The sequence below is a fragment of the Paenibacillus sp. Root52 genome, assembly GCF_001426865.1.
GTDB lineage: Bacteria > Bacillota > Bacilli > Paenibacillales > Paenibacillaceae > Paenibacillus.
Genome location: NZ_LMFO01000002.1, coordinates 58,223 through 81,948 on the forward strand (window position 1 = coordinate 58,223; position 23,726 = coordinate 81,948).

At 44.3% G+C, this 23,726-nt stretch carries 20 protein-coding genes and 1 pseudogene; 9 read left to right on the forward strand and 12 right to left on the reverse strand.

The window, feature by feature from the left end:
* Nucleotides 1–86 precede the first annotated feature (86 nt).
* Nucleotides 87–989, reverse strand: a complete 903-nt coding sequence (locus ASD24_RS05460; protein WP_056692777.1) for an SDR family oxidoreductase — start codon at nucleotides 987–989, stop codon at nucleotides 87–89.
* 182 nt (nucleotides 990–1,171) lie between these two features.
* On the opposite strand from ASD24_RS05460, the gene ASD24_RS05465 reads away from it, so the two are divergent.
* Entirely contained in the window at nucleotides 1,172–2,155 is a 984-nt protein-coding gene (locus tag ASD24_RS05465; protein ID WP_056692780.1) for a MerR family transcriptional regulator, read from the forward strand.
* A gap of 54 nt (nucleotides 2,156–2,209) precedes the next feature.
* Here the strand turns inward: ASD24_RS05465 and ASD24_RS05470 are convergent, their stop codons facing one another.
* On the reverse strand, nucleotides 2,210–3,673 hold the full coding sequence (locus ASD24_RS05470; protein WP_056692783.1) for an alpha/beta hydrolase family protein: 1,464 nt from the start codon (nucleotides 3,671–3,673) through the stop codon (nucleotides 2,210–2,212).
* A 213-nt stretch (nucleotides 3,674–3,886) separates the two neighbouring features.
* Nucleotides 3,887–5,269 (reverse strand): amino acid permease, encoded by a 1,383-nt coding sequence (locus ASD24_RS05475; protein ID WP_056692785.1) that lies wholly within the window; start codon nucleotides 5,267–5,269, stop codon nucleotides 3,887–3,889.
* A gap of 216 nt (nucleotides 5,270–5,485) precedes the next feature.
* On the opposite strand from ASD24_RS05475, the gene ASD24_RS05480 reads away from it, so the two are divergent.
* Both ASD24_RS05480 and ASD24_RS05485 read left to right on the forward strand, forming a co-directional pair.
* Entirely contained in the window at nucleotides 5,486–7,381 is a 1,896-nt protein-coding gene (locus tag ASD24_RS05480) for an AraC family transcriptional regulator (protein ID WP_056692788.1), read from the forward strand.
* Nucleotides 7,382–7,571: 190 nt separating this feature from the next.
* Nucleotides 7,572–7,940 (forward strand): DUF6713 family protein, encoded by a 369-nt coding sequence (locus ASD24_RS05485; RefSeq protein WP_056692791.1) that lies wholly within the window; start codon nucleotides 7,572–7,574, stop codon nucleotides 7,938–7,940.
* A gap of 131 nt (nucleotides 7,941–8,071) precedes the next feature.
* Here the strand turns inward: ASD24_RS05485 and ASD24_RS05490 are convergent, their stop codons facing one another.
* The 3 genes and pseudogenes from ASD24_RS05490 to ASD24_RS05500 all read right to left on the reverse strand — a co-directional run bounded on the left by ASD24_RS05490 (nucleotide 8,072) and on the right by ASD24_RS05500 (nucleotide 10,601).
* The gene (locus ASD24_RS05490; RefSeq protein WP_056692793.1) at nucleotides 8,072–9,061 is read right to left on the reverse strand and encodes a phosphotransferase; all 990 of its coding nucleotides are present in this window, start codon (nucleotides 9,059–9,061) and stop codon (nucleotides 8,072–8,074) included.
* Nucleotides 9,062–9,741: 680 nt separating this feature from the next.
* Nucleotides 9,742–9,948 (reverse strand): annotated as a pseudogene (locus ASD24_RS31495) (cold-shock protein); the annotation flags it as partial.
* Nucleotides 9,949–9,986: 38 nt separating this feature from the next.
* Nucleotides 9,987–10,601: a hypothetical protein gene (locus ASD24_RS05500; protein ID WP_056692796.1), complete on the reverse strand. Its 615-nt coding sequence runs from the start codon at nucleotides 10,599–10,601 to the stop codon at nucleotides 9,987–9,989.
* A 216-nt stretch (nucleotides 10,602–10,817) separates the two neighbouring features.
* Here ASD24_RS05500 and ASD24_RS05505 point away from each other — a divergent pair, with 216 nt between their 5' ends.
* The gene (locus ASD24_RS05505; RefSeq protein WP_056692799.1) at nucleotides 10,818–11,741 is read left to right on the forward strand and encodes an alpha/beta hydrolase fold domain-containing protein; all 924 of its coding nucleotides are present in this window, start codon (nucleotides 10,818–10,820) and stop codon (nucleotides 11,739–11,741) included.
* A gap of 128 nt (nucleotides 11,742–11,869) precedes the next feature.
* A complete protein-coding gene (locus ASD24_RS05510; protein ID WP_056692802.1) occupies nucleotides 11,870–12,193 on the forward strand; it encodes a hypothetical protein in 324 nt (107 codons plus the stop codon).
* Nucleotides 12,194–12,344: 151 nt separating this feature from the next.
* On the opposite strand, the gene ASD24_RS05515 is transcribed toward ASD24_RS05510, so the two are convergent.
* From ASD24_RS05515 to ASD24_RS05525, 3 genes are all read right to left on the reverse strand, one after another.
* Complete coding sequence (locus ASD24_RS05515; RefSeq protein WP_056692804.1) at nucleotides 12,345–12,563, reverse strand: hypothetical protein; 219 nt, start codon at nucleotides 12,561–12,563, stop codon at nucleotides 12,345–12,347.
* Nucleotides 12,564–12,846: 283 nt separating this feature from the next.
* Nucleotides 12,847–15,027, reverse strand: a complete 2,181-nt coding sequence (gnpA, locus tag ASD24_RS05520; RefSeq protein WP_056692806.1) for a 1,3-beta-galactosyl-N-acetylhexosamine phosphorylase — start codon at nucleotides 15,025–15,027, stop codon at nucleotides 12,847–12,849.
* A 13-nt stretch (nucleotides 15,028–15,040) separates the two neighbouring features.
* Nucleotides 15,041–16,060: a glycoside hydrolase family 88/105 protein gene (locus tag ASD24_RS05525; protein WP_056692809.1), complete on the reverse strand. Its 1,020-nt coding sequence runs from the start codon at nucleotides 16,058–16,060 to the stop codon at nucleotides 15,041–15,043.
* Between the two features lie 169 nt (nucleotides 16,061–16,229).
* Here ASD24_RS05525 and ASD24_RS05530 point away from each other — a divergent pair, with 169 nt between their 5' ends.
* Both ASD24_RS05530 and ASD24_RS05535 read left to right on the forward strand, forming a co-directional pair.
* Complete coding sequence (locus ASD24_RS05530; protein WP_056692812.1) at nucleotides 16,230–17,171, forward strand: AraC family transcriptional regulator; 942 nt, start codon at nucleotides 16,230–16,232, stop codon at nucleotides 17,169–17,171.
* 52 nt (nucleotides 17,172–17,223) lie between these two features.
* A complete protein-coding gene (locus tag ASD24_RS05535) occupies nucleotides 17,224–18,216 on the forward strand; it encodes a DUF4003 family protein (protein ID WP_056692815.1) in 993 nt (330 codons plus the stop codon).
* Between the two features lie 193 nt (nucleotides 18,217–18,409).
* Here ASD24_RS05535 and ASD24_RS05540 read toward each other — a convergent pair whose 3' ends face one another.
* A complete protein-coding gene (locus ASD24_RS05540) occupies nucleotides 18,410–19,582 on the reverse strand; it encodes a DUF4317 domain-containing protein (RefSeq protein WP_056692818.1) in 1,173 nt (390 codons plus the stop codon).
* Between the two features lie 377 nt (nucleotides 19,583–19,959).
* On the opposite strand from ASD24_RS05540, the gene ASD24_RS05545 reads away from it, so the two are divergent.
* Nucleotides 19,960–20,562 (forward strand): hypothetical protein, encoded by a 603-nt coding sequence (locus ASD24_RS05545; protein ID WP_056692819.1) that lies wholly within the window; start codon nucleotides 19,960–19,962, stop codon nucleotides 20,560–20,562.
* Between the two features lie 82 nt (nucleotides 20,563–20,644).
* Nucleotides 20,645–21,187 (forward strand): hypothetical protein, encoded by a 543-nt coding sequence (locus ASD24_RS05550; protein WP_056692822.1) that lies wholly within the window; start codon nucleotides 20,645–20,647, stop codon nucleotides 21,185–21,187.
* A gap of 136 nt (nucleotides 21,188–21,323) precedes the next feature.
* Here ASD24_RS05550 and ASD24_RS05555 read toward each other — a convergent pair whose 3' ends face one another.
* Nucleotides 21,324–22,031: a DNA alkylation repair protein gene (locus ASD24_RS05555; RefSeq protein ID WP_056692826.1), complete on the reverse strand. Its 708-nt coding sequence runs from the start codon at nucleotides 22,029–22,031 to the stop codon at nucleotides 21,324–21,326.
* A gap of 204 nt (nucleotides 22,032–22,235) precedes the next feature.
* Entirely contained in the window at nucleotides 22,236–23,726 is a 1,491-nt protein-coding gene (gene hemG, locus ASD24_RS05560; protein WP_056692829.1) for a protoporphyrinogen oxidase, read from the reverse strand.

Here is a 23,726-nt window from a genome sequence, read left to right on the forward strand (position 1 = left end):
ACCACTGCTTTGTCCCATTTTCTTTTTAAACCTGATGAGACGTAACGCCCTCAGATAATCGGTTATCTGTACAATACATGCTACGATTACGGACTTACGGTACCACCATTTGCGTTCAACGTCTCTCCGCTCACATAGCTGGATTCCTGGCTCGCCAGAAATACGTATGCTGGAGCCATCTCAACAGGTTGTCCCGGACGACCCAGCGGTGTATTGTTGCCGAATTCAGCCAACTTCTCTACAGGTTGTCCACCGACAATCTGAAGCGGTGTCCACACTGGCCCTGGCGCGACAACATTCACACGAATGCCTTTGCTACCAACTTGTTGAGCAAGTGCTTTGCTGAAGGTATTGATCGAAGCCTTCGTAGTCGCATAGTCCAACAGAATCGGTGACGGACTGTATGCTTGGATGGACGATGTATTAATGATCGAACCACCTGGCTTCATATGTTTCACGGCTGCTTTGCAGAGCCAGAACATGGAATACACATTGGTTTTGAACGTCGCATCGAATTGTTCAGTTGTCAGGTCTGCAATCTGCTCGACAAACTGCTGCTTCCCTGCCACGTTAGCCAGAATGTCTATGCCGCCTAGTTCTTTGACCGCAGTTTCAATCAACTTCTCGCAGTATTTCTCATCCTTTAGATCACCTGGAACAGCAATAGCTCTTCGGCCAGCTTCCTCGATTAATTGCACGACTTCCTTGGCATCCGCTTCTTCCTCCGGCAGATAGGAGAGTACCACATCCGCACCTTCACGAGCATATGCAATCGCTGCTGCCCGGCCAATCCCGCTGTCCGCACCGGTAACGACCGCTTTACGACCGGTCAGCCGGCCGCTGCCTTTATATGTTTTCTCACCGCAATCCGGAACAGGAGTCATCTCACGCTGTAATCCCGGCTCTTCCTGCTGTTGTTTCCACTCCTGTGTAGCCTTCGGATATTGTGTAGTCGGATCTTGTATGGTGTGTTGGTCTTGGTTTGCCATCGTCAATTTCCTCCTCGATTATTATCGTTTAATTTCATATAGGTTGTTATAAAAGTCTCACTCCTTCCTTTGTAACCGAGATGGACAAAGTTTAAACTGAGCATTCCTATTTACCATATGCTCCTACAGATAAATCTCCAAGAACGTGAACCTGTATAATGGATCTTGAGGTGAACTTCATTATGCAACAACAGACGACATATTCCATAGGTGAAGCGGCCAAGATGATTGGATCTACGGTCAAAACGATTCGTTATTATGACGAAATTGCACTGCTCCAGCCGTCCCAATATACAGAAGGCGGACACCGTCTCTATACACTACAAGATCTGTGGCGATTAGAACTGATCACAACGCTTCGTTATTTGAATTTTGGCATACCCGATATTCGCAAACTCATGTCCGGTGAGCTTGGTATGTCACGAGCCCTGGACTTACAGATTGAAGCGTTGGAATCCCAGGTGCATACCCTCCATGCCATGCTCTCCATTTTGCATCAAGCCAAACAATATGAAACTGAATCCGCTCTAAGTACAGAACAATCCCTTGGTTATGTATCCAGCCTGGTCGAATCGATGAACGCCAGTGCAACTAGACGGAAACAATTTGTCTCCGCCAAGCTAGAACAGTCTCGATTACTGGAAAATATTCCACAGGAATGGAGAGTCTCATTTCTTCACTTTTTTGATAAATACATCATGAAGGACACGAAGCTGTCCGCCAAACAAGACGTTGCTTGGAAAGAAGTCCAAGCCTTGCTCAATGATCCAGTCTATCTCGCCGATCTGGCTCGTTTGGAGCTTCCCTTCTTCACGATGGCTAACCATCCACAGGTTCAAGCTACGACTTGGGTTAAGAAAATGGAAGCGATCCATATCCGAGCCATTGAGGCGCTGGAAAACCAGTGGCCGGAAGACAGCCTGGCAGTACAATCCATCGTGTGGGATTTCGTGATGATGTATGGCAGTAGCGAACAGTCCAGTAATCAGACGGATTTTTTTCGTAATCAATCCCGATACATGCTCAATTCCGTCACAGAACGCATTCTTAGGTTCAACAAACTATGCTCCATTCTGAATTCTGAATGGGCTCAGTTGGTGGAATGCATTGAATTGTTACAGAGAGGAATGCGTTGGAGACTGCAGCAGCTAGATCGTCCGCAATAGGGCGATCTTCATCCTTTTTAAAATATGGAACAAGTGTAGTGGCGAAAGTAAGGATCATCCCTTTTTCAATGAATATGCCGGATGATCTCCAGCTTCGCCATTCAAAAGCTTCAGCGGTTCGCCTTTTAATACATGATTGAAGAAATCCAGCGTTGCCTCGTTCACGAGTTCCTGCGTTCCTCTAGCATCTACACCCTGCGACCATTCCAGAATAGGTGATATGAGGTAGAGATCCGAGAAACTGAGATGTTTCGTATTGCTCAGCGTCATCCAATAGTTCCCGCCTGCAGTGACAGGCTCGTACCTCGCATATACCTCTTCATAATACGTCTCTGCTTCTAGACGTGTGGCACCTAGAGCGGCTATGGCATCGTCATCCATCACACTTGTTCCAGCCAATGTCTCATCAGCACTCATCATAAGAAACGGCTTGCCCACACCTTGAGCTGGAATACGTTTCTCTCCGAATAATACGCCGTCCATATTAATGCCTGCTTGGACACGGGGATCATCCATCAATATCTGCACTGTTGTAGCCCCGCCAAAGGAATGACCAAACATGCCGATACGTTCTAGATCCATATGACCTGTAAAGCGCCCTTCCGGGTCACTCGCTGCCAATTTCTCGACCTGATCCAGTACAAATTGGGCATCTTTCACCCAAGTCTCGTTAAGCTTGTCCATATAGTCAAATTGCAGTTGCTCAAACCCTTCCTTCCCCTCAGACTCAAATTGTGCCACACGCCCATCTTGGAAGATTGAGACCATGCTGCTATACGTGTGATTAATGCCAACCACAATATATCCCTGACTCACCAACTGTTCGACCTGAAATGTATTCTGTTTCTCATAACCATGCAGACCATGCGAGAAAATAAGTATAGGATACTTGGCCTCTGCATCCGACAACATTGCATCTTGGATAGCATGAGTCTTAACGTCACCTAAGCTGGAAAAGAGTGCTTTGGGCAGTTTCAGCACTTCATTGAAGGCGGTGCTGTACACTGCCGAATCAGAAACATAAGGTGCTGGTGTTCCCTTCACATCTTTATTCGTCGGATACCATACCTGTACCATCAGTTCGCGATGATCCCCAGTTTGTGTTGTGAACAACTCTTCACGAGTTTCGTCCGTCCAGTCATAAGAAACCGTACCAATTCCGTATGAACCCACTGGTTCTGCAAAAGTAAATACCGGAAATAACAGCGGCAGTCCTATGGTAACCGCAGTATACACCAACACAGATAGCGACGTTGCAGCGACCCGCAGACGGCTCCGCGGTTCTGCGGAACATTGCTTTCCTCTTCTAGCAATCAGCAGTAATACTGGGATAAATGTCATGACGTACCCTGGAATCATCGGCCACCGCAGCCCTTCCATCCAACCATGTAACAACAGTAATACCACCGATATTGCGAATCCGCCCCATATCATTGGGCGGCATTTACGTGGATTAACCACCAACCCTACCAACATGACTACATTGAAAATGATGTAAATCCACTCTAACCATCTCATCGTTCTACTTCCTCCTTCGCTGCTTCGCATAAATATGTAACACTGTAAAATAGAGCAGCTTTTCTATCTCCTATCCTAGAACCTCCAGTTACAGGAGATTCAAGAACAAAAAAAGATGAAGCTGAAATTTTCTCAGCTTCATCTTGGAATTTGAAATCTTACCATCACTATTGGTTAAGAGGCGTAACCCCTTTTCATTTACACCATAGCTTATTATTGTCGAGTTGAATCCTGCTCGATTCGCTGCTTTTTCCCGATTCCGAACAGGTAGTAACCGATGACTACAATCGCCATAAAGGTCGCTCCCACCAGCAACGGTAGCCGTGTATCTGGATTAAAACACATCCCAATAATAACAAGCACCAGATATACAATGATGATGTAGTTACTGATCGGGAACCATTTGGATCTAAAGTTGTGATCGCCCATCTCGTTGCCCCAGCGCTTACGGAACCTGAATTGGCTAAACGCCAGTGCAAACCACGGAACCATCCCTGGTAGAACGCTCGCACTGTAGATGTATAAGAACAGCTTCGAATCTGGCATTAGATAATTCAGAACTACACCAATAAGCAACAAGGAAATCGTAACGATAATACTGTTGCGGGGAACCCCGCCCTTGGATAACTTTTTGAAAAAGGCTGGCGCCTGTCCATTCTCCGCGAGGGTATACAGCATTCGTCCTGCACTATAAATACCACTATTACAGCCTGACATCGCAGCCGTAAGTACAACGAAGTTAATGATCCCTGCTGCAGCCACAATGCCTACCTTAGCAAACGTCAGTACGAACGGGCTTCCCGTCTCCCCAACCTCATTCCACGGATACAAGGTTACAATAACGAAGATCGCCCCTACATAAAAGATAAGGATACGCCAAACGATGTTTTTGATCGCTTTACGTAAGGTATACTTGGGATTCTCCGCTTCTCCTGCTGTGATACCTACCATCTCAACGCCCTGGTATGCCGCTGTGACAATACATAGTGCAAAAAGGAATCCTTTCAGTCCACCTGGGAAGAATCCACCATGGCTGAACAGGTTCGATAGACCAATCGCTTGACCGCCATTCCCCCAGCCGAAGAAGATCAGCCCTGTACCGATCACGATCATTGCAACAATGGCCGTCACCTTGATCATGGCAAACCAAAACTCGAATTCACCATAGAACTTCACTGCAGCCAAATTCGCGGCAGCAATAATTAGCACCCCAGCAAGCGCCGGAATCCACTGCGGAATATCCGGGAACCAATATCCCACGTAAATACCAATCGCCGTAACCTCTGCCATACCAACCGTTACCCATAGGAACCAGTAACTCCAGGCGGTGAGAAAGCCAGCAAGTGGACTAATATATTTGTGGGCAAATGTAGCGAAGGAGCCTGTTACTGGTTCCTGAATCAACATTTCTCCCATAATGCGCATGACAAAAAAGATCACAATTCCAGCCAGCAGGTAGGCGAGCAATACGGAGGGGCCAGCCCATTTAATCGTACTTGCCGATCCCATAAATAAACCTACGCCAATCGTGCCGCCGAGTGCAATCAGCTCAACGTGCCTAGGCTTCAGCCCTCTAGATAGTTGCTTCGATTCCAAACGTCATTCCCCTTTTCTTGTGTACATTCTTCATGTTGTAAAAAATCGCCTTTTCACATCCACATTAACGCAATGCAGAATTACTTCACCAAATTGTACGAGATGTGTCGCAGAAATACAACAAGGAATGTGAGGAAGGATTGAAATGAGAATGATTATCAACTATAATAACAACAAAAATCCCATTCTGACATTCACTATGGATGAGGAGGCACCATGGATTTATCCACCTATATTCGGCAATGGACTCAATCGTCCTTACATATACTTGATGTTCGTTATACGCTAATCCCAACGGGTAAACAGCTTCCACCCTATCGATTTCCCGCGAACGCCTTCTTACTTGTCTCCCGAGGGCAAGGAGAATTTGTCCTTAATCAGACTTCCTACCTTGTCTCCCACAGTCATGTGCTTCATGGTAACAAAGGACTTCATATGGAGCTCATCAGTCAGGAACCGATGGCCTATTATCTCATTTTGTATAAGACCGAACATACAGCAAATACAGATCCTCTTCATGTGTTGAATGGTTTGCATAACGCATTGGAAGATTCTTTTGCCCTCCAAACAGATTATCCCGCTGTACTACACCAACATGCACAGGAGTTGTATCATACTTGGATGGATGGCGGAGATCTAGCACGCTTTAAAGCACGCGCCATGTTTCAATTGTTTCTACATGAAATCATGCACCAACTGGATCAGCAGTCGGCGGTAACCGTTAAGCCGGATATTGTAGATCAGGCGATTCGATACATCGAAGAACACTTTGCCGAATCCGTAACGCTGGATGCTCTGTCACGAGCGCTGAATTATAACGTGCAGTATTTGTCTCGCAAGTTCAAATCCAAAATGGGACGTAGTCCCATTGATTACTTGATTCATTTTCGCATGGAGAAAGCCATTCTCCTGTTATCAGAAACCGATGCGACAGTTCAAGATATTGCACGCCAAGTCGGTTACGATGATCTGTTTTATTTTATACGACGATTCAAAAAACATACGGGTCTCGTCCCTGGACAATACCGAAAGCAAGCTGCTGAGCAGCAGTTATCAAATGTTACATACAAGAGGCTCACATCATCCATATGGAACTCTGCTTCTCTGAACTATACTGAATGGCGTAGCGACGCTGTCGATCATGTAGGCGAGAAGGGAGATTCATTCATGTCAAAAGAATACAAGACACCACTAGCTGTAGCATTACTCATGTGCATGATGATTATGCTCAGCGCCTGCGGGACTAGTATCCAGCCATCTCAGGCAAGCACGTCTGTTGAATATCAACATGATATGGGAGTCACGAAGCTGGAAGGCACACCGAATAAAATTGCAGCCGCAGATTATCGAATCATGGATACCCTATATGCGTTAGGTGTATATCCTCATGCCACCACCACTTATGGGGGCTCTACAGTTCTGCCCTATATGGATGCAGACCAGCAGAATCCAGATATTCTGCCTTTAGGGGATAAGATTAACCTTGAAGCCGCTGTGGAAAGCGAACCGGATCTCATCATTGCTCGTCACATTGAGCCCACCGTCTATGAGCAATTGAGCAAAGTAGCTCCTGTCATCGTATTCCGCGGGGATGGAGATTGGCGAGAAGAGATGAAGGAAATTGCCACTGTCGTGGGTAAAGAGCAACAGGCCGAAGACTGGCTAGCACAGTACGATCTCAAAGCGGCGCAGATTAAAAGAAAAATGGCACAGTATATCGGTGAAGATGAGACCTTCCTATTTATGCGTGTTCAAAAAAATGTGCAAGTCGCTAGCCCCAATGTTCATCTGGGAGCAACCTTGTCGAAGGATTTAGGGCTCAAGTATGTGCCTCAATTGACAAACATGAAAGATACGTATGAGACGTTATCCTTGGAGACACTCCCAGAGTTGAACCCGGATCATATCTTTATGACGATAGGCAAATCAACAGTTAGTCATGATGATGAGGCTGAGAAGGTGCTCGAAGAGATGAAACAATCTGCCGTATGGAGCAATCTGAAGGCCGTAAAAGCGGGAAACATTCACATCATGCCACAGTGGGTGTTTGGGGATTACCCGAATATTAAGGTTGAGTCACTCGAACTTGTTGAGCAGGCTTTAGTGAAATAATAGCTACAGTTCATCTCACCACTCATCATTTCTATTGGGAATGTTCCGAAATTTAAAAGACTCTCCGAGATCGAATGGATCGGAGGGTCTTTTTCTCGTACTTCATCAGCCTCAACGCGTTCTTGGAACCAACGCAATTCAACGCGCGTATCTATATCTGATGTTCATTCCGAATGAGGGGAGGCTCCGCATGCCCGATCTATTGTTGGTCTTATTTTTGTTCAACCTCTCTCTATTTCTTCTACACGAAATGGATGCCATTAGGCGATCCGAATGGAGATTGTTTATCGTACTGAAAGATATGGAAGACGACAAAGCCTTTAAGTACTTCACTTGGATTCACCTACCGCTGTACACTGTCATCCTATCGCTTCTATTTAGTTCGTATCAGAGTATTACCTTCTGGGTACTCGATATCTTTTTCATCATACATACTGTGTTACACGTCTTCTTCGAAAAGCATCCGCGCAATGAGTTCAAAAATAGCTTCTCCAAATCGATTATCTACTTCATGGGACTGGGTGCAACCATTCATTTAATATGGTTAGCACTTCAGTAAACGACAGATTGAAATGATGTAAAAAGCAACGCAAAGGAGAAGGATTACTCCTTCCCCCTTTGCTTACTGCTCGCTTTGCGAAACCGTTTGTTAGAAACAACAAGTTATCGAGAAGAAGACAACTAGAAAGATTACACTACGATCCCCATACCTCGAAATTCATTCACAAAATCATTAAGCCAATCCTCGCCATAATCTAATGCCCCCATATCATTATCGATAAAGGCAATGTCCAGACCCATGACCCAGAAGCGTCGAGCCATGATAAAGAGATCAACGGCTTGTTCGTCCTCGGCGGAGAAGTTTCGAATAGAGCGATAGCCGGACAGAAGCGCCTGCCATAACATATCCTTCTTCTCGCCCGATTGCCGCTTACGTGCCTTCACCTGAGCCAGATCATAAGCTCGCCATCCCTTAGCCACCCACTCGAAGTCATAATGAGTAAACACTTCCCCCTGCTGAAACACATTATTATTCCCATGCATATCTCCATGGCATAAGCCCATATCTAACCCATGTTGGGACGTAATGTTAATGCGTTCTTTCAATGCACTCGCGAATGTCTGGAGGAAAGCAGTCGCTTCATGGGTTTCACCAATATAATGAATAATCCGCTCTAGTGGTTGATCAATAAGAAACGATGTATCCAGTTCATAACGCGGCTGATCGACAACGACATGATCTAGCGCCTCATGCAACTGTGCGGCAGATTGACCAAACGCATAACACGATGCCTCATCCTCAAGATTGTTCTCTACTCCATCAATATAGCGGAACATTACGGCAATCCGTGTACCTTCCGGGGCATCTATAACGGTATATGTACTATGATCTTTCTTCGCAATATACTCTCCGACATCTGCATGACTAGAAGAGTTCAGCTTCTCCTTTAATTGAGAGATCACAGATAGTTCATACTGCACCTCTTCTTCCTTAATTTCAGTGCGATACACACGCAGAATATACAGTCCTTTTGACGTCTTTACTCGATATGTGTCATTTAGACCTCGTAGCCAGTACACGCATTCTTGCCAATTTCCAATGTCATACTGCTCACTCATCATGAATTCTAAGTATCTACCATCTAGTACAGATCGCAAAGCTTTTGGTTGGGTGTACATGCACTATTCTCCTTCAAGTTAAATTTATAACAACCCTGATTCAGTCAGTAATGAAAGCGATACCACAATATTGCAAGTTGAACCTCGCAGTCCAACTTATGTATAACATATTATAGTTAACATTGAATTACCAGTTTTTACGTATTTTATCTGGATTAGAGTAGTCTATGAAACTCATTTAGATTAAATAAATAACTTTCCGTGGCGTTCTTCGTGTCACCAATTCGATGTTTATACTGGTGTAAAGCTACTTCGTTAGCTTCAATCCGTTCTTGAAGATATGTAAATGGTACTTCCCAAACGCCATACATCGGTTCTACGGAATAGGTTTGATAGCGAAGCTGCTCCCAATGTACCCAGAAGTATATGGCGGCTGTCGGATATAATCTTTTATAATGATTATAATCTTTGTGATTGAAAGTCACCGTGTACTGGGGATCGTATCCATAACGACCTGCTGAGAAAAAGGGTGTCTTCTGTGTTTTGAGATCGGCTAGTGTTCCTTGATCTATGTTCAGTAAATCTATCATCGTTTTGCGAGTCTTTTTGTCTGGATGAACGATAAGATTACGATGGATGCGGGGAACAATCTCACGGACAAATGCCTCTTCTTCAACTTCCCCTGCCCGGCACCAATACAGCTTATCCTCGGTGTCATGCTCAATCGCTTGATTTCGCTCCAGAACCCGAACATGAATCGCGGTTAATCCGCGCGGTGTTTCTTCTATATCGTATTCAATGCTCTGGCCTTCTATTAATGTTTTGAACCCTTCTGCCTGAATATTAGTAAAATGTACATTTACATCTTTACGACCATGATTACCTGAAATATAGCCATAACCTTTGGTTTTGTTAAACATTTTCACCTTACCGTTGAACTTTCCCATTGGCACCCTCCTTATTATTCCGCAATGTGCAATCCTCCTTATACTTTAAAATCCTTGAAGGTATTCGATGCCAGCTCTTGGCACTTCACAAAACCGAAATACGTTTCATCCCTATTGGGGTTCAATACATAGTCATGGTAGTGCACACAATCATCCGTATCAAATTCGAACACCACATTGCCTTTCGCGTACAAATTCAGATCACAATGACCGAATGGGAACGCCACTCTCGAATCAAAACCATATTCATAACAGGTTGAATCTACAGATTCCATACTCCATTCTCTCCGGAAAGACAAGATTTGTCCCTGCCGATCTCTAAAATACGTATAATCTTCCTTCACCGTCATGTCTAAAGGTGATATCTCAATATTCCCACCTACTATTTCTTCCAATCTCAGTTTGCCAAAACCCTTAATTTGTACCGGTATATTCTTACTTCTCGCTATAATTTCTCTGAGCCGTCTGTCCTCCTCCAGGTTTACATACGTAGACCAGTCGAACTCTGGCATCAAGCTCGCGCCCCAGACCACGATCTCCATATCCTTTGGTAGTGTCGTCGGGATATCAAAAAACAACGTCTTGCCATCATAGAAATCTACTCCGTTGATATCATCAAATCTCTCACGAGTTAAATCCACTTTAATTTTCATAACATCACCCCAGTACAGATACTATTTTGGTTTATGAAATTTTCAAAAGAACATATTGCTTTCCAGTCATACATCTCCTAAATTATAACATGTCAGTACTTTTAGTTTCACACTAACATACATAGACAACACGCTTTTCCAGCCTTGACCTTGAAGTATACTTCAACCTTTATACTGTAGATGTATTACTTTTCAACCATGAAAGGCGGCATATAGATGAGTGTAAATATATATCCTAACAAACGTTCTGTCATGAGCTATCTCTTTGAGAAATATATCGGATTGCTAGACACCAAGAAAAATTTATCTTCACGGGAAAGCACAATGAAGCATCTTGAGCACATGGGTACCCAGAATACCAAAGCCTATCAGCTAGGGAAGGTTAAGCTAACGTCTACCATAGTCGAAGGCTCCTTTGAAGATATGCAGGTATTCACCTTGAATGATCAGCAGTCTACTAACCAAAACGTAATTCTATATATCCATGGAGGTGCGCATACCCATCAGCCTTTGTCCTTTCACTGGCGGTTCATGGATCGCATGGCACAAGCGCTGAATGCCAAAGTTATCGCTCCAATCTATCCTAAAGTGCCTCATTTTAATTATCAGCATACGTACCCTAAACTCCTAAATCTGTACCGAGAAATGATTAGATCCGTAAAATCTCCCTCTCAACTCACCATTATGGGAGATTCAGCAGGGGGCAATATTTCACTTAGCTTCGCTCATTACATCAACATGAATTCTTTGCCACAGCCCAAAGATATTATTTTGTTATCTCCATGCGTTGATATGGTGCTGGACAACCCCGTCATCTTTGATTATGAAACTAGAGATCCGATGCTTGCCTTGGAAGGATATGATGTGATTCGACGGATCTGGGCAGCCGATAAACCTTTAGACGATCCACTCATCAGCCCGATCTACGGTGATTTTGAAGGGCTTGGCAAGATTAGTATCTTTATTGGAACCCACGAGGGATTATTTCCCGATAACATGAAGCTTGATAAAATGCTTACGGATCAAGGCATTGAGCACAATACCTTTGTTTATCCCAAAATGAATCATGTCTTCGTGTTATACCCGATCCCTGAAGCTATAGATGCTCAGCACAAAATCATTGATATCATTAGACAGTAAAGGCGATCTCCATTGCGTTTTCGTTATATTTTGTGAAGAAAAAATCAGTTCAGCACTTGTAAATTATATTATTCCGGGTATAATAATCGGTATATAGAAAAGCGTAGCTGACTGGAGTGAATAACGCCATGAGTTCTTGGACACAAGCTTGGGTTAACGATTATTTGGATTTATATAATTATGCCCGTAGAATCGGTGATTCGGCATGGGCTGAAGATATTCTGGGGAAGCTTCGTGATCAGAAGAACACGCTGCTTGAAGAAGAACAGAAATCCATCATGCTTCGTGAGTTGCTTGCCAGCTATGATCGGATCAATAAGCAACTGGTGGAGATTTTTAGTAAATTGCGAGTTGCTTCCGAAGGATATCAGACGGAGTCTTTACAGGAGCAATGGTTCAAATTAAAACTTATGAGAATTGATATTTCACGTAAAATCCTTCAACATCAATAAAACAAGAAAAAAGCCGGTCTGCAGTTTGTCTGCTTAACCCGCCCTATGATAAGGCTATTATGGTTTTTGGTTGCATACAGTAGTCTGTTCTGCAATATTGTAAAGCCCGCCAGCTTGACAGATCAATCATTGATTCCTTAATTACTTATGATTACATGGATGCTTTCTTCATGTTGCTCATCATGCCCATCATCGTGGTCATCATTTCATCGCATTCTTGCATGCAGGACATCATTTTGTTCATATCCATGCCTTCCATCATGCTCTTGTCTTCCATACATTCCATCATCATTTTCATGGACTTCATTTTGCACATCATTTCTTCCATGCACATATTCATCATCATGTTCATCATCATCATGTTTTCCATCAGCCAAACCTCCTCTTAAAATGTAATAGACTTCCTTTTTTTAGAATAAACGATCATTCGACGAAAAGCAATCTTTTTCCTATTGCATTTACTATCAAATAAATGTATAATACGCATTTCACTTATCAATCTAGTCGGAAATAAAGGTTTTCTGAACAATATAAACGGACGAAAGGACATTATGTTCGTTTATATAATCTATCCCAGACAAAAAGCTCAAGCTTCCGACGAATCTCGTCAGTCGTTTGAGCTTTTTTTAATATACCGTTAACTTAAAATGTAATTAATCCTTTACGGACTTCATTACACCAATATTCGTGATCACCGTATCATACGGTTCGAGTGTGAACGTTTGACGTCCATACTCCGTATCAACCGTCGTGGATTGAGCCTGATCACTATTGTTGATCACAACTAATATCTTACTTTCTGGATAGTAGGCACACTCTGTATACCAATTATCTGAAATGTATTTTGGCTCACTCGGCTCATGACCTGCTAGACGAATTAAGTTCAGCAATAATCTTGTATTTGCCCAAGTGAATTCGAATGAAGGCAGATAAATTCCTTTTCCTTTACCAAAGTCATGCGTAGACAGCGTAATGTCGCCATCTTGATCATTGACCACAGTTGCTGCTCCATCGGTAAGATAAATGTTATTTTTGCCTTTTATAGTCGCTCCCTCAGGAACTAATTGATGCTCATCCTTCACGGTGTACGACCATTTGCCATGAACTACTCTTGCGCCAGTATCCTCATCGACGCCCAGCACATGTGCCATTCTGAAAAAGTGGTCATAGCCAGGAACCGCTGAAGGCTGATTCACGCCAATGAAGGTTCCCCCTTCATACACCCACTGAGTCAGAATATCCACACAGGTGTGGTCATTCCAGTGTTCTCCACCACTCCAGGCAGATCCCGCTGAACCCGCGTTAATCACGACATCACAATGTTCAAGTGCTCCCTGACGAATATCTTCAAAATCAATAAACTGCACGTCAACCGGTAACCCCGACAATGCCTCATTGATATGAATCAAATCATACATATACGTTTCGTGGAAATGCCCAGACAACGTCCATGATCTTAATTTGCCCCAGCTATGCAGAATAGCTACCTTGGTCTTCAATTCATACGGCTTGCCAGCCTGATGCAGCTCTTTCATCTCTCTGAATTCATTGGCAATCTTCTCAATATACGCCACAAAGTCAGGATAAGGCTCGACCAGATGTAAGTATCCTCCCAGTCCGATTCGATCAATCGACTCTCTTAGCAGCGCACGCCGGATGTTAATCCAATATTTCTTCGCATCCAGTGTAGGGTCTCCGCCCTCTTTGAACGTAGGCAGTCCACCTAATCCCACTGGAAACAGGTATGGATGCAAGCGGATCTCATGCGTATCCACTTTAACCTCGGAGCACATCCGCGCCTCATAACCGGAGAATACACATTTAATCATACCATCGAATCCAAACTCCTCGAAACGATCATTGTAGGGTTCCATCCCCACCCAGCTATCATCGAAGAATACATAGGCTAACTTGTCATGCCTGTGCACAATGTCAATTAGCTTTTTCCCGAACTCAATGACAAAATCATTAATAAATGCCATCCAGTCTAATTTGCGTTTCTCTGCTGGAACGTGGCTAACCCGATATTTTCCGCCGTTCACAAAGTCCTCTGCCGTTAAGGAATACCCGTACTTCTGGGCAAACAGATCCAGTGCTCTGGAGCTTACGGTAAAATCGTATGAACCCCAGTCTGAGAACAAATGGCGGTTACGCTCATCACTCCCCCAGATCCAGGCAAAGTTATAGAACAAGGATGTAAATCGCACAACCGTTGTTTCCGGATGCTGGACACACCACTTTTCCATCCAATCCAGAAGATACGTTTGCGTCTCGGTATAGATCGGATCAATCTGCATGAGATGCTCTTTGTCCCAATGATTGGTGGTGTGATTGTACATGGAGATCTCTTCCCAGATCCGATAAGCCAAGAAACTCACGGTGTATTTATGCCAAGGAACAATGCCGGTGAGAACAACATTCCCAGACTCCCGCTCATAATTCCACTGCTCTCTTGGTACTTCCTCACCCGTCGTTCGGTCGTATACCTGCCAATACTTAAATGCCTCTTTCGAGTCATTCACCTTGAACTGTTCAGCAAAAAAGTCCTCCATCAGATAGATGGAAATATAATCTTGTACAGCCACCTTCGGATTCGTAATCAAAAAACACTGTTGCAGCTTATCTAGATTACGAGATGCCCATTCGTTGTGATCCCGAATAATGCAAATGGTCGAGTAGATACCATACCCGGCATTAATGATCTCATCAGACAACTTCGTACCATCACTATCACGGATGACATCTGCGCCCCAGCGCTCAGCAAGTTCCAGCGTTAGCGCCTCATAACCGGATTCGCCCGGTAATGTAAAAGAGCCTTTCGTTGTTTTCGACAACTTGATTCCCTCCCTATCTCAACATGTCGGACAGAAAAGCGAGTGTGAGCCCTTGACCCCAGCCTTGAATCCAATCTTTAGGTATATTGCGATACCCATCTCGGTCTTTCATTACTGCAGTGCCACCGGATACCCCTAGGACACGACCATCTTCACTAATATTTTGCAAAATACCTTCCAGCGCCTTCTGCACATACTTGGTATGAAGCGGGTTACCGTTATTAATCATAGCTGCTGCGATTCCGCTGGATGCAGATACCTCCTCATACGATTCAGCATCATCCAAAACTGTCCGCCACAGGCCATTCTCTGTCTGAAGCAGCTTCAGCGCTGCCAATTGATCGCGAAGCGAACACTCCACGTCCATACACTGCGGGTATAAGTACCACTCTTTCAACTGAGGTTTTACCTGAGACATCGTGTACGCTCCCCACGCATTCGCTCTTCCCCAATAGAATCCGGACATATGATCCTTGTTTACGTTGTTATAGCCGTGATACCACAGACCTGTGCTCGGATCTTGCAGGTATTTGATATGCCAGTAATACTGATTCAAGGCATCTTGAATCATCGCCTCATCCTTCAGCTTGCTACCGACACGAAGCAGGAAAAACGCCGCCATAAATAAGGTATCTGCCCATGCCTGTTCCGGAAAATCATTAGCAACCGATACTGTATGCTGAAGCACGTTGTCTCCAAAACGAAGCGCATGATTCTGGAGATAATCCACCTTGCTCATCGCAATGTCCCAGTATTTCTGATTCCCAGTCTCTTCATAAAGTGTAATCAGCATATGCCCCATCGCACATGTATTTACTGTCCAGCTCGGAAGACCCAGCTCAATATATTCGTCTGCCCACTTCACAAGCCTGTCCAGAATCTCTTGGTTGCCTGTCGTCTGATAAGCTCTAGATACTCCGTAATAGGCTACACCGCAGGGCCAATCCCATGTCAAATCCATATCTAGTGTTTTCTTCGTAACGGTATCAATAACCTTAAGAATCTCTTCTCTGTCATATTTCACTTGAAGCATTGTCATACCCCTCTCCTGCGCACACGCCCCCAAGTGTGTTCTGAGAGGTGTCCGTCCATTTTTGTAAACGCTTTACTTATTCCATTGTACGCAGTAAAATAGTCTCAATCTAAGCATATTCGCAACAAAACTGCGCAATTTCAATCATTTATGAATGGGAGCATCGAATATGCCAAAAAAAAAGAAACCCGTCATTGAATACCGGCATTACAGCCTGCCCATTGATTTTCCTGTCCTGCTGCTCAGCGGGGATCGCTGGAAAATATCAGATATCAAGAGTGAACACCTTCATTTTCATAACCACATGGAGATTGGCATCTGTTATTCCGATGGAGGCATTATGGAGATTAAGGGGGAATCTGTGCCTTTTCGGGCAGGGGACATCACGTTTATTCCCCGCTATCTTCCGCACACTACATACAGTTCACCTAATACCGCGAGCTTGTGGGCGTATATCTTTTTTTCCCCAGAAGAGCTCTTCCGTCACTCACTAAAAACAGCTCAAAGCCACATTGAACCTAACCTATGGGCGATACAGGGAACAAATTGCATTTTGAATAAAGAGCAGCATCCGAAGATCTACACACTCGCAACATCCATCGTGGAAGAAATCAAGCAGCAGTCCCCCTATTATCAGGAGAGCGCATATGGCTTGTTAATGTCACTATATATTGAACTGCTACGAATTCATGCTAACAATGAGAGCTGGTCTGAACATGATCAGGAGCCTGACCTTCAAGGGGAGTTGGTCATTTCACCGGTACTGGAATTTATCACCAAAAATTATATGATGCCTGTAAGCGTCGATTACCTCGCCGATCTATGCCATCTAAGCACCACACATTTTCGCCGCAAGTTTCACGAACTTATGGGAACGACACCGCTTGAATTTCTGAATAGCACTCGGATTGAAGAGGCATGCAAACGACTGAAGAGCACGGAAGCATCCATTCTATCTATCTCTGAGCAAGTTGGCTTCCGTTCCATCTCCAGCTTTAACCGCTGCTTCGCCAAACTGATGGGAGAATCACCTAAAGCCTGGCGAAAAGCCGCACAGTCCGAAGCTCAATCTGCCAAAGCCTCTATTTTGGAATTCACAGGCTGGGTATAAAATGATAACTATCTCAAATCGAAATCATACGAACTTGGCAGGAGGATGACTTATGTTAGAGCAACACGCAGCAAGAAGTGAATTATTCGTTTCCAATACTCACTTGATGAAAAAAGCGTTTAAATGGCAAAATGTGATGATCCATCGCCTGGCAGCCTTATTGTACGCATCCGAAAATAAAACCGTTGATACGGAGGATATCAAACAGAACTATGAGCGAATTAGGGAAAATACTGGATTATTCTCTACCTTCAGAGGAAATACGTCTATCCTGCTCGCTACCCTACTATCCCTTTCGCCAGATCGAGAGAGCTTGCTGGCTGACAGCCTGATGGTGTATGACGTAATGAAGGAACATAAATTTTACGCCTCGGATTACCTCGTGATCGCTTCATACCAGATTGCTGCACATGCGCCTAAGGAAACCCTTCAAGACACAGTACAGCGAACAAAAATGTTCTATGATCTAATGAAGAAGGAGCATTCTTTCCTGACAGGTAAAGATGATTACATATTTGCTTCGATGCTTGCGTTGTCCACACTTGAGCCCGAACCTGCTATCGAACGCATGGAGGAACACTACACGGAGCTTCGACGAGAATTTTCCATTGGGAATGGCCTGCAGACATTAACTCAAGTGCTAACCCTAGGAGAAGACTCTATGCAGACTAGAACTCGATTACTTGAATTAAACGACACATTCCGCACAAGCGGCTTACGAATGGACAGAGCACAGACGCTGCCTACACTGGGTGTACTCTCCCTGCTTCCCATTGAAGCAAGCACGATTGTGGAAGAGGTTACCCAAACCTTCGAAGGACTGCGTCAGCAAAAAGGTTTTGGTTCTTGGTCAGTTACCAAACAAGAGCTATTGCTTCATTCTTCGGCGCTTGTTGCCACGAGCCATGTTGAGAATTTGCAAAAGGGCGTACTGACCACAAGTTTATCGACCAGCATCGTGAACATGCTCATAGCCCAGCAGGCAGCGATGGCTGCTGCCGCGGCATCTGCGGCCGCAGCTGCATCATCATCTAGCAGCAGTTGATAAAGCGCTGAGCCCCAAGAGCAGAGATGCCGCACGGCGAATGAACAACATAAAAGCGTTAAGGAAAGAGGTATATCCCCTTCTTCCGAAACGTAAAGAAGCCCAATGCCTTGGCGATATCGCTTAGGCATTGGCTCTTTACTGTGTTTGAGATGTTGGATTAATCCCATGGAAATTTCATATGATTATCTTTTTATAGCGTCTCTGTAGTAAGTGTAAATCCTTCAATAACGGCATCCTCATCAACCTCAATCATAATGCAGCGTTTGCCCTGATAGTTGACTTGTCTTACGTATTTCAGATCTTGCGGACTAACGGAGATTGTGGCTACCTTTGTATCAATTTTGATCGATTTGGAAGTGTATTTCGGCATGACACTATTGGCCTTCAACTCATAGTTCTTGTTATCCACAATTGTCTCGAATGCCCGCTCTACTTTCTCCTCTGTCAGATCCTCTACACCGCTCGCGGTGAGTACACGCTCCACATCCTTGTAATCAAGCTTCGGCGGCTCTTCCTCATGTGACTCTTCACTCACTTCAATGACCCGATTAATCTCTTCATATACATGAGCAAGTGTGGATGCATCCATTTGTTCACCAGTGATCTCCTTCACGATATCCTCAAAGATCGCACGTTCCTCCAGTGCTGTCACAGACCGATCGCCATTCAACACCTGTTCTACAAAGTGTGGATCTGGAAAATTGGATTTCCCGGTACAGTATAGAACACGATTTACGTCAGAATAATTGTCTGTCACGCTTGGGTACAGGAACCCCTGCTCTGGCGTGCTCAATTTGATAATCGGATCAACAATGACATTATACTTAAACTCCCGTTCCACATAGTCAAACAACATTGTCTTCTTTTGTTTTTCCGTTGAATTTACGCTGCACAGAATGAAGGGATGAGCAAACACTTCGTTCTTCTCACTCTCTTCCGTTGCTTCGTTTCTGGCCTGAGTCGGCAAGTAGTATTGCCCCTTAACAAACGTAACTACCATGTCCCGCTCATACTTCGCATCGGTCAGCATACGATCCACAAGCAGCAACATCAGGTCTGACCATTCGTCCGGATCACCTGTTACGAGTGCTTGGTGCAGCATCACCTGTGCAGGCTCCTCGGCCTGTTCTTGAAACTTCAGTTCGAACAATTTTTGATCCAGTTCGCCAGTCAATAATTTTTTGAAATTCCCCATGTATAGCTCTTGCTTTTCCCGATCCACGAGCTCAAACGGGTGGCGCTCCCAATGGTAGACCTCATTTGTTTCCTTCGTAATATAGACGTTAAGAATATCGTAAATATTCAGTAGATCGTGATCCAATTTGAATTGTTTGCGTATATGCGCGACTTCTTTTTTATTCATGTTCCGTTAGACAACTCCTATAATAAAATAATTTTATCTATCCGCAGCTCCCATATGCTAGACATGAATGCTGCCTATGAAGTCTTCCACCTATGCTAAATTGCAAACGGGGCGCAGGTATGAAGTAGCTACATATAACCGTGCTTGATCTCCATTATTGTACGCTCAGTGAAAAATTATATCATATAATGAGGCGGATGAATGAGAATCAATCTGTGGCATTTTACCTTATTATCACCAAATGATATGAACATCCGCATCGGCGTAAATGACCCTTTTTATATGCCTACACATCTTGTAATGAACTCAATGAACGTAGAAACTTCACATATCATCTGGTAGACTTATTAAGATTACATACCAATGGAGGAAATATTGTGAAGAAATTAGCACTCGTTTTATCAGCTTTTATTGTAGCTTCCGTGTTGAGTGCGTGCACTGCAACGACAAAGGCAGGAGAGACTGCACCAGCAAGTACTGAAAGTACAGAAGGTACAGAAAGCGCAACAGCAACTGAAGCAGAAAATACGGATGTGGCAAAAGAGGAAGTATCTACGACCAGTGCCGTCGAACAGCCGGAACAGACTGAGCAAACAGAACAAGCATCGGTAGATTGGAGATCAAAAGTAAATGAATTGGCTGACAGCGACCTTTCACCTACAGCCAAAGCGGAAGCTACTGAAAAGCTTGCTCGGGAGTACAAGCCTACAACAGATGAACTCGAAGAGTTTAAGTATCATGTCCTTCAGGAGTTTATTAATTTCCAATATCTCGAAGACGGCTCGAATGCAGAATACATGTTAAACAATTTATTTCAAGCCATTGTGTTAGAACATCACGATGTTTCTGTTGTAAGGGACTTCGCTCTTGCCTTCTATCACAACACTAAGAATGTGTTTACAGGGGCAGAAGCAGTAGATAGCGATAGTGTGAAGGCTTACGAAGAACTACTCTTCAAAGCCATTAATGATGGTAGATAGTTCCTTCAAGTGAAAATAAACTCATGTTAACCACAAAATATATCAGCCTAAACTCAATCTTAGTAACATTGGAGGTAGCCCGATGGATATATTCCAGTATTTAGATGAACTACAAGTAGATTTAAGTGGTAAGCACCTTGAAGACATTGAAGAAAAGTATTTTCGTATTTGTTCCAAGTTAGCTGGAGTGGATCGAGCCCTTGCAATTAAGCAAGTAAACTTAAATGAGTATGTGCATGACCTTAAATCTGGCCTTCACCAATCTATTACATTGGCTCAGCAACAATCGGCCAAAGCAATCTACTTTGAATATGATTTAGATAACAACTGGGATAGTGCTTTTTATATTTGTGAGCAATACAGTTCACTCGAGGATCATGATGATGATTGGGCTAGTGATTGGCTTGAGGATCTAGAAGGTCCTTCTTTAGAAGCGTTTGCTGACATTTATGCGTTAGAAGGATTTGATGGTAATGAGACAGCTCTCGGTTCAACCATATACTTAATCGCTAGAACCGTTGTATCTTATGCCAAAGCATATCAATCACTACCTGGTGCAAGTTCACTCGCAGTTTGTATTGCTTTTCATGATCAAGACCCTATCCTCAGAATGAAGAAATTGTGATTGTATACGTAATTATGGTGTGCATCAAGTAGAATAAGAAAACCGCTCCTTTTGAACTGCACCCCAATTGTTAGACACAACTATCAATTGGAGGTGCAGTTCATATAGGTAGCGGTTTTCTTCATCCAATCTCGTACTAACACCTTACATATTTGCGCTTAAAACCTATCCGCCCTTGATCCACGGCCTTCTGGATGTTCTCAGAAGCTTGTATTAACTTGCTCTTAGGCTTGTCCTTGTTTACTTCAACAGGGCCAACCATCTTAGCTGTCTCCACTGCCTGATCATGTAGAGGTTGATAAGATATCGCTACAGTATATATGAAGTTATTCATAGAAAATTTTGTTCGTTCCGGCGAATCATGAATCGTGTCCTTCACCTGTACCAGCATTGCTTCTAGCTTATCTGAGGAGAACTCATCATCCTTCCGGCTTCCGAGCAACCAACAGTAACAGCTCCAGCCTGCTGACATCTTCAGCTCATCCCCACTCGCAATCCAAGCATCGGCAACCTCTTGAGCAATATCCGTCTCTGCGAGTGTGACCGCTACGATGTAATCAGTGATCATGTAGAAATAAGCAGTTTCCATCCAACGCTCAAAATCCGCTGCAGTCATCGCTTTGGGGTCGGCAATAACGCCGGCAAAATACATCGCATCATAATTGCCCGTAGCATAGAGTTGATCGGCAAGTGCCTGATCTTTCTTAATCTTGCGAGCCATCGGCTTCATCGCACCAGTAGCAACACCGAAAAGTGGTTCGTGCGCGCCATTGGACATATATATTTTTTTCGTCCGTTCCTTACCCAAGGCTTCAAGCTCCTGCATCACTTCTTCTAGATTCATTGGAGGATATGCCCCTTTCTATAGAAACACTATTCATAGTTTACGATGTTATTAGAATTATATTTATTTTATCACAGTTGCTCCCACATCATACATTCACAAAGAGCTGAAGTCATCACTTTTAATGTTCTCTCTCTCAGCCAACAACAACACAAATAGCCGCCACTCCAGAGAGCCGCGACAATTTGGTTAAGAACCTAAAAACTACACACTCATATCTATTAATCTGGTTAACAACTTATTCGCCATAGCCTTGCCTTGGGATATACAATCCGGAACTCCGATTCCACGGTATCCCCCACCGCCGAGGTACACACCTGGCATAACCGTTGCCAATGCATCATCAAGCTCCTGCATACGCTCTAAATGTCCCACCTTATATTGTGGCATCGCATCGGGAAGTCGGTTCACTTCCGTAAAGATTGGCTCGGCAGATATGCCCATCATCTCTTCCAGTTCACGACGCACATGGTTTACCAGCTTCTCATCTGAGAGCTGATCCTCATTCTCCTGCCCGTATTTGCCCACGTAAGCTCGTAACAGAATATGACCTTCTGGAGCCGTATGTGCCCATTTGGAAGACGTCCAGGTGCAGGCGGTTACCGTACGTCCTTCTTTACGAGGAACTACGAAGCCCGATGCATCCAAGGAGATGCCCACATCCTGCTGGCGATAAGCAAGTACAACATTCATCACGGATGCATAGGGAATGGTTTGCAGTAACTCGGATATAGACTGGTCTGGCAACAACTTAGCTGCTACGTGGGCTGGAGTAGCAATTACCATCGCATCTGCATGAAGCTTCGTTCCATTATGCAAGTGAACAACATAACGTTCCCCTTCATGTGTGACACCTGATATTTCCGTATTCTTCATCATATTAATACTGGAGGATAACGTCTTTTCGAGATGAGTCACGACTCCTTCCAGCCCTCCACGCGCACTTAAAAACATGCTTTTCTTCACCGTACTTGTACTACCATCACCATTACCACTTCCACTTTTATTCGCAGTTTGGCTCGATTGCGTCGCCTGCTTCGGAACTCTGCTCTTCCGAACACCAAGCATACCTACAATCAGGCTCCGATGCTTTTGTTCCGTTTCTTGCAGCATCGGAAAGGTAGCCTGCACACTTAGTGCATCTGCATTGCCTGCATAGATCCCTGCCAGCAGTGGCTCAGCAATCTGTTCCAGCACCTCATCTCCCAGGCGTCTACGAAGCAGTTGTCCCAGAGACTCATCTTCCACATTCGACTTTCTTGGCAGAACCAGATCTGCAGCAGCTCGCACCTTCCCCCGCACAGATATCAGCTTGGTTGTAATGAATGGTTTCCACTTCGTCGGTACGCCAAGCATAAAGCCATCCGGGATGGGATGCAGCTGATTCCGATAAGCAATGTAGCTGTGGGATATCCCAGGTCTTGTGCCAACAATGTCATCCCCTATGCCCAGCTCCTGCATCAGTTCAATGATGGAAGTTTTACGAGCAAGAAACGAGTCCGGCCCCCGTTCAATGACAAATCCATCCTTTTTCCCGGTATGCACATGTCCGCCGAATCGATCACTTTTCTCCATCAACACGATCTCTGCTTCAATAGCGTGCGCCCTGCACAACTGCTCTACATAATAAGCTGTACTGAGCCCCGTGATTCCGCCTCCAGCAATAACGATTTGCTTCCTGCGTTGTTTATCCAT